The sequence below is a fragment of the Citrobacter sp. S46_ASV_140 genome (assembly GCF_018919545.1).
In the GTDB taxonomy this organism is placed as follows: Bacteria; Pseudomonadota; Gammaproteobacteria; order Enterobacterales; family Enterobacteriaceae; genus Citrobacter; species Citrobacter braakii.
In genome coordinates, this window is the sequence record NZ_JAHLRC010000147.1 from 1 (window position 1) to 7,426 (window position 7,426).

The 7,426-nt window shown below is 48.0% G+C and carries 7 protein-coding genes and 1 pseudogene; 4 read left to right on the forward strand and 4 right to left on the reverse strand.

The window, feature by feature from the left end; translation table 11 throughout:
• Nucleotides 1-338: DUF808 family protein (locus KQJ19_RS21080; RefSeq protein WP_216404090.1), on the reverse strand; the 338-nt coding region annotated here is incomplete at its 3' end.
• Between the two features lie 175 nt (nucleotides 339-513).
• On the opposite strand from KQJ19_RS21080, the gene yedA reads away from it, so the two are divergent.
• On the forward strand, nucleotides 514-1,434 hold the full coding sequence (gene yedA, locus KQJ19_RS21085; RefSeq protein ID WP_200046999.1) for a drug/metabolite exporter YedA: 921 nt from the start codon (nucleotides 514-516) through the stop codon (nucleotides 1,432-1,434).
• Here the strand turns inward: yedA and KQJ19_RS21090 are convergent.
• From KQJ19_RS21090 to KQJ19_RS21100, 3 genes are all read right to left on the reverse strand, one after another.
• A complete protein-coding gene (locus tag KQJ19_RS21090; protein ID WP_216404087.1) occupies nucleotides 1,426-1,893 on the reverse strand; it encodes a very short patch repair endonuclease in 468 nt (155 codons plus the stop codon). The two genes, yedA and KQJ19_RS21090, sit on opposite strands and share 9 nt — an antisense overlap.
• Complete coding sequence (locus KQJ19_RS21095; RefSeq protein WP_216404088.1) at nucleotides 1,874-3,304, reverse strand: DNA cytosine methyltransferase; 1,431 nt, start codon at nucleotides 3,302-3,304, stop codon at nucleotides 1,874-1,876. Before KQJ19_RS21095 ends, KQJ19_RS21090 begins: the two co-directional genes overlap by 20 nt.
• A 76-nt stretch (nucleotides 3,305-3,380) precedes the next feature.
• Complete coding sequence (locus tag KQJ19_RS21100) at nucleotides 3,381-4,073, reverse strand: phosphohydrolase (protein WP_016153503.1); 693 nt, start codon at nucleotides 4,071-4,073, stop codon at nucleotides 3,381-3,383.
• A 443-nt stretch (nucleotides 4,074-4,516) separates the two neighbouring features.
• Between KQJ19_RS21100 and KQJ19_RS21105 the strand changes: the two genes are divergently transcribed.
• The 3 genes and pseudogenes from KQJ19_RS21105 to KQJ19_RS21115 form a co-directional block, all read left to right on the forward strand.
• Nucleotides 4,517-5,593, forward strand: coding sequence for a porin (locus KQJ19_RS21105; protein WP_103847941.1), 1,077 nt, complete (start codon nucleotides 4,517-4,519; stop codon nucleotides 5,591-5,593).
• A 153-nt stretch (nucleotides 5,594-5,746) separates the two neighbouring features.
• Nucleotides 5,747-6,855, forward strand: a pseudogene (locus tag KQJ19_RS21110) (IS3 family transposase).
• A gap of 336 nt (nucleotides 6,856-7,191) precedes the next feature.
• A partial coding sequence (locus KQJ19_RS21115; RefSeq protein WP_216404089.1) for a CsbD family protein occupies nucleotides 7,192-7,426 on the forward strand: 235 nt, incomplete at its 3' end.

The following is a 7,426-nucleotide window of genomic DNA, read 5'->3' on the forward strand; positions in this document are numbered from 1 at the left end:
GCTTCCAGGGTATGGAGAACTTTTTCTACACCTTCAAAACAGAGGAACGCCCCGCCTACCATTAATAAGGGGGTGATCGCCCAGGGAATGAAGGCGCTTATCAATAGCGCCAACGGCACAAGGATAACTTTGTTAACAAACGATCCTTTCGCGACGCTCCAGACCACCGGGAGTTCACGGTTCGCCCGCACACCTGACACCTGCTGCGCGTTAAGCGACAGATCATCGCCCAGCACACCCGCGGTTTTTTTCGCGGCCAGTTTTCCCATGACAGAGATATCATCCAGCAAAGTGGCGATATCATCGAGTAAGGTCAATAAGCTACTTCCTGCCAAAATTTTTACCCTCAATATTATTTTTTTGCAGTCATAAGTATGAAGTAAAACACGCAATGCTGAAACTGACCTTTCTGGTCAACAAATTTTTAACATCGGCACGTAATTATAAATCTCGCCAGCAAGATAGTTTTGACGTTTACTATGTTGCACCTTTTTATTTCCACCGTGAGGGATTATGCGTTTCAGGCAATTGCTACCGCTTTTCAGTGCGCTTTTCGCGCTGTACATCATTTGGGGTTCCACGTACTTCGTTATTCGCATTGGCGTTGAAAGCTGGCCGCCGTTGATGATGGCTGGCGTTCGTTTTCTCTCTGCGGGGATTTTATTAACAGCATTCTTACTTATCCGCGGACATAAGCTGCCGCCTCTGCGCGTGCTCCTGAACGCCGCGTTAATTGGTATCCTGCTGCTGGCTGTCGGTAACGGACTGGTCACCGTCGCAGAACATCAAAACGTGCCTTCCGGTATTGCCGCCGTGGTGGTCGCCACCGTCCCGCTGTTTACGCTGTGTTTTAGCCACTTTTTTGGCATCAAAACGCGCAAACTTGAATGGATGGGGATCGCAATTGGACTCGCGGGGATCATCATGCTGAACAGCGGTGGTAATTTGAGTGGTAATCCATGGGGAGCAATTTTAATCCTGATAGGTTCGATAAGCTGGGCGTTTGGCTCAGTGTACGGCTCGCGCATAACGTTACCCGTTGGCATGATGGCCGGAGCCATTGAAATGTTAGCCGCCGGTATTGTGCTGATGTGCGCCTCGCTGATTTCCGGGGAAACGTTGACCACTATGCCGACGTTTTCAGGCTTTATGGCGGTCGCCTATCTGGCCGTGTTTGGTTCTATTATTGCCATCAACGCGTATATGTACTTGATCCGCAACGTCAGCCCGGCATTAGCCACCAGCTATGCCTACGTTAATCCGGTTGTCGCTGTACTGTTAGGTACCTGCCTGGGAGGTGAAAGTCTGGCGCCCATCGAATGGCTGGCGCTTGGCGTGATTGTATTTGCGGTGGTACTGGTCACACTCGGTAAATACCTATTTCCCGTTAAAGCGGACGCCGTTGCGACCCCGTCGGAAAAGACGTTACAGTAAATGGATACCGAGGGTGTCGATCTGCGCACTTGCGCCACCGCCGCAGATCCACTCGATGACGCGTTCGGACAACGCGTCATCCCCCAGCTTTTCGCGCCCACGCAGGGCGCACTCCCAGACAATCAGTACGCGCCAGCCCAAAGCCTGCAATTTTTCACAATCCCGCGCGTCACGCTGAACATTTTTGTCTATTTTTTCCAGCCAGAACGCTGTTCGTGTGGTGGGGGCTTTGAATAGATAGCAGTTGTGATGATGCCAGAAACAGCCGTGGGTAAAAATCACACAACGATAATCATCCACCACGAAATCGGGACGACCGGGTAACGTCGCATCCTGCACGCGAAACGTTACCCCCTGCTCTGTCAGTACGCTGGCAAGGCGTTTTTCAATTGCGGTATCGCGGGTTGCTATCGCCCGCATATTTTTACTGCGCGTCGCTTTATCGTGAACGTCTGCCATGCAGTTTCTCTTTCTCGCGAATAGCAACCGCCTGTTTGATTTTTGGCTCCAGCAGTCTGGCTACCGCCGCAAATGCCGGGACGACCACCGAATTACCAAACTGACGATAAGCCTGTGTGTCCGACACCGGGATCCTGAACTGATAGCCCTGAGGTGATTCAAATCCCATCAGGCGCGCGCACTCTCTGGGCGTCAGCCTGCGCGGACGGTATCGCTGATTGTGCGGATCATCAAAATCCTTTTCACCCAGCGCCATATCCCAGCCGCGGTCGATCAAGATCTCGGCCCCATCTTTATAGTAACGCGCCGATAATGTGCGCGTTACGCAATCGGGATTGCCGGGATACACCATGCCATAGCCAAATCCATTGCCCCGTGCCTGATGCTTTTTCGCATAACGATACAGATATTTCCACAGCACCGGCGTGAGCACATATTTTGCGTCGACGGTCGGCTCTAGTAGCTCCGCCAGCGTCGTACGCCGCTGAGGATAGCGGGAGACAATATCGCGCAGCGTGAAGTCTGATTTCAGATTCAGATCGCGGCGAAAGCCGACGAGCACAATACGTTCGCGATGCTGGGGCAAAAAATGTTGCCCATCGATAATTTTCGGATCGTCCGGCCCGTTATCGTGTGCATCAGCCACGTCATAACCCAGCTCATCCAGCGTTTGCATAATGATGCGGAACGTTTTCCCCTGATCGTGACTCTTCAGGTTTTTGACATTTTCGAGCACAAATATTGCCGGCCGACGTGCATCAATGATGCGCACCACGTCAAAAAAAAGTGTGCCTTGCGTATCGCAGGCGAAGCCATGAGCCCGCCCTAACGCGTTTTTCTTTGATACACCGGCCAGAGAGAATGGCTGACAAGGAAATCCCGCCAGCAGCACGTCATGCTGCGGAACATGCTGGCGGATATGTTCCGCCGCCTGCGGGTCACTCACCCCATCATGATGACTGAGGGTGATATCGCGAATATCTTCATTAAAATGGTGCTGGTGAGGATCGCAGTAGTAATTCGCTTTGTAGGTGCGCACTGCATGCTTGTTCCACTCACTGGTAAACACGCACTGTCCGCCAATCGCCTCAAAGCCGCGACGAATGCCGCCAATACCGGCAAAAAGATCGATAAAGCGAAAAGCATAATGTGGATGATGCGCAGGCGGCCTCGGCAGCAAGTCGTTCAGATGAGCCAACTCAGCGTCGCTGAGGCGATGCCACGTTTCATTGGCAACCACTCGCTTGAAGATGGCCGGACTCCAGCGGTTCTCGCCAACACCATTCAGATGAGCAACCAGCGTTTTCACGTCATATATTTCAAGCAACTTAGCCAAAATCACCTGTGCGGCGGCATCGTTATCATCTGTCATCGGGTTCATGGAACCTGCTACTGAAAAATTATCCTGCATACATTTAACCGGCCGAAATGGATAGCTGACAGGTTAACATAAATTAGCGCGGTTGACGTTGCGGCTATACTGGCGACTAACGCAGCTTAAAGGGTTGAATCGCGTCAAGATCCAGCATTTCATATTCTCCTTTTAACTCCGCACTCAGCTTCGCCATGTACGTCAGTAAGAAGTCAGCATTATGTTGCGCCAAATGCCGACCGTGTTCAGTTTGCATCGTCAGCGGCAGCGTCAACAATTTGGTCTGGAAGTGATCGAGTGCGTACTGTTTATCATCAAGGCTACGCTGTCGGGCAAACGGATCTTCCGCATCAAACAGCGCCACGCCTAACGCGCCGGACACGGCAAATACCCGTGCTAAACCAATTGCGCCCAACGCCTCAAGCCGGTCAGCATCCTGCACGATTTTGGCTTCAAGGGTTTCTGGTACGATTTTGGCGCTGAAACTGTGCGCCTCAATAGCATGGCACACGGCAGGTAATCGTTGTTGTGGAAAATCAGGGAAATCGCGCATCAAAACGCGACGCGTTTCCTGGGCTGCCAGTACCGACGAACGATGACGATCGGGATGGTTCTTCGGCAAACTGACGAGATCGTGGAAGTAGCACGCCGTCAGCACCACCAGCCAGTCTACGGTCACATCCATGCTCAACTTTTGTGATGTCATCCAGACGCGACGAAAATGAAAGATGTCATGGGCAGCGTCGTGCCCGGAATGATTGTCACGTAACCAGGCTTCAAATTTCGACTGCCAGTACTGTAGTTCCATACTCTCGCTCTTCGCAGAAAGAAAACCACCTTAGCAACAATTCTTATGTCAGACTACCGTCGACGCTTTTTTATCATCAATACATATTATTCACTTAACAAGCATCACTATAATGGATATATAAATCCATTATTCAAAACAAGCAGTTCAATTATAATCTCGCATGCAAAATAAATAACAAATATCAATAATATACATTCAACAAGATAGAACAAAAGAAATCATAACTATATGATAAAAAATACATTTATATGAATTATATTAATTCAAATGACATGCAATTTTAATTATATAAAAGCAACAATGAAACATCTTGAAATATCTTAAATACATTTGTTACATGTTATATTTAAAATTAAATGAACTTCATAGATAGTATTCAAATGTAGTCTTTCAGATAGCGCTACATATTCATTTTAATTATTATATAAAGGGAATACATAATGAAAAGAAAAGTACTGGCACTGCTTCTCCCTGCCTTATTAGCTGCAAGCGCAGCAAATGCGGCTGAAATTTATAATAAGAACGGCAATAAAATTGATTTTTACGGCAAGATGGTAGGCGAACGCATCTGGTCGAATACGGATAGCAGTAACAGTGAAAATGCTGACACCTCTTACGCCCGTTTTGGGGTGAAAGGTGAAACCCAGATCAGCAACGAGTTGACAGGTTTTGGTCAGTTTGAACACAACCTCGACGCCAGCAATGCGGAAGGAGTTCAGGAGCAAAAAACCCGTCTGGCCTTCGCGGGCCTGAAATATGCGGATTACGGCTCATTTGATTATGGTCGTAACTATGGCGTAGCCTACGATGCGGCAGCCTACACCGATATGCTGGTTGAATGGGGTGGCGATTCCTGGTCTGCGACGGATAATTTCATGACCGGTCGTACCAACGGCGTGGCGACCTACCGCAACACAGACTTCTTCGGCATGGTTGAGGGTCTTAATTTCGCGCTGCAGTACCAGGGCAAGAATCACGATGACGATTACGCTAAAGCAAATGGCGACGGCTACAGCATGTCGGTGGACTATAACGTAGATGGCTTTGGTTTCGTCGCGGTATATGGTAAATCCGACCGTACGGACAAACAATCCATTGATGGCTATGGCAGCAACGCTGAAGTCTGGTCCCTGGCAGCAAAATATGACGCCAACAGCGTTTATGCGGCAGCGATGTATGGCGAAACGCGTAATATGACCCGAACCGGAACCGATCAGGGTTTTGCAAACAAAACGCAAAACGTTGAAGCAGTCGTTCAATATCAGTTCGACTTTGGTCTGCGTCCATCCCTGGGTTACGTTTACTCGCAGGGTAAAGACCTGGGAGCCAGAAATGGACACGACGGTATTAACGCTGACCGCGTGAATTACGTCGAGCTCGGCACCTGGTACTACTTCAATAAAAATATGAACGTCTACACAGCGTATAAATTTAACCTGCTGGATAAAGAAGACGGCGCAATTACTGGCAACGCAGTTGACGATCAGTTTGCCATGGGTATTGTGTACCAGTTCTAATCTCCACAAACTCAAAAGCCCGCGCTGCGGGCTTTTTTGTTCAACGAAGCGTATTTTTAATCACACAGGCATTATGTAAACATCCCGCATAATCGTGCCATTCACATTTAGAGATCATCCGGCATAATCAATCTGCCAACGAAGGAGATCGCTATGCGTAAAGCCCGTTTTACTGAGCATCAGATCATCGCAGTGATTAAGTCGGTTGAAGCCGGACGAACTGTTAAAGATGTCTGCCGGGAGGCTGGTATCTCTGAAGCCACCTACTACAACTGGAAGTCCAGATACGGCGGCATGGAGGCTTCTGATATTAAAAAGATCAAGGATCTTGAGGACGAGAACCGACGTCTCAAACAGATGTTTGCCGACCTGAGCCTTGAGAGCCGGGCGCTGAAAGACGTTATCGAAAAAAAGCTTTAAAACCAGCCTTTAAGCGTGAGCTGGTCACTCATCTGATAACGACATTTGGACTCAGTATCCGTCAGGCCTGCCGGAGTCTGAACCTGAGCAGAACGGTTTACCATCACCGTCCGGATACCACGCGTGACGAACCCGTTATTGTCGCGTTGCAGGCAGTGGCTGAGCGATACCCACGATACGGTTTTCCGAAACTTTTTCAGGTTCTGAGGCGCAGGGACACCCGTGGAATCACAAAAGGATCCACCGTATTTACTGTCTGCTGAAGCTGAACTTTCGTCGTAAGGGCAAACAGCGGTTGCCGGTGCGTAATCCCTCGCCACTGGCCACGCCGGAAGCGCTGAATCAGAGCTGGTCTGTCGATTTTATGCATGATGCCCTGGTCTGTGGCCGTCGTTTTCGCACGTTCAATGTTGTTGATGACTTTAACCGTGAGGCATTGTCGATTGAAATCGATCTGAATCTGCCAGCTCTGCGGATGGTCCGTGTACTCGACAGGATCGCCGCAAATCGCGGCTATCCTGTCATGCTACGCATTGATAATGATCCGGAATTTATCTCACTGGCTCTGGCTGAATGGGCAGAGAAATATGCAGTAAAACTGGAATTTATCCAGCCGGGTAAGCCGACACAGAACGCTTTTATTGAGCGATTTAACCGGACATACCGTACAGAAATACTCGATTTTTATCTTTTCAGAATGCTGAATGAAGTGCGGGAAATCACGGAGAAATGGTGTCAGAATATAACTGTGAACGTACGCATGAATCACTGAACAATATGACACCGGAGGAATACCGACAGCACCATTATTTGCCGAGATCTCAAAAAACGCATGGAACTAAAACGGGTCTATTTACAAACTTATCAGCATGATAATATGAACCGCCTTCATCTTCCCACTCATTTAACGAATGTAACCATTCATCTTGTGTCACGATTTTTCCTGTTACAGTACTACGCAAAAAAACAGTCATAACTATTTATCCAATAATTTTAGGCATCGATTCACTTTGATTCTAGGTTAGATATCACACAGCATTCCATATAGTCCTTGAATCTATATCATATGGAGTTCATTAGAACATTTTAATATATGTTAAATCATTACCAGCGATTTCCATGTATATTTATTCTAACTGCTATACTTTATAGATAATTAATTATTGGAGATTTAGTTTATGTTTGGTACAAAAAAAGATAAAAACCATATTATTCATGGTGAACTAGAGGAAAGTTACGGTGAGGCTCTGGAGTCACCTGACCATAAATTTAATGATACTGCAAGAAAATACGCATCCAGAGCAAGTGATGCAGTGCGAACCAGTACAGATAACATCAAGAGTCAGATAGAGTCCAATCCAATAACTTGCGTCGCCGTAGCCGCGACTACCGCATTTATAATTGGCTTTTTAT

Bases quoted from the DNA above. Each gene is read 5' to 3' on its own strand.
- KQJ19_RS21090 (WP_216404087.1), bottom strand. From the start codon at position 1,893: ATGGCAGACGTTCACGATAAAGCGACGCGCAGTAAAAATATGCGGGCG.
- yedA (WP_200046999.1), top strand. From the start codon at position 514: ATGCGTTTCAGGCAATTGCTACCGCTTTTCAGTGCGCTTTTCGCGCTG.
- KQJ19_RS21105 (WP_103847941.1), top strand. From the start codon at position 4,517: ATGAAAAGAAAAGTACTGGCACTGCTTCTCCCTGCCTTATTAGCTGCA.
- KQJ19_RS21100 (WP_016153503.1), bottom strand. From the start codon at position 4,073: ATGGAACTACAGTACTGGCAGTCGAAATTTGAAGCCTGGTTACGTGAC.
- KQJ19_RS21095 (WP_216404088.1), bottom strand. From the start codon at position 3,304: ATGCAGGATAATTTTTCAGTAGCAGGTTCCATGAACCCGATGACAGAT.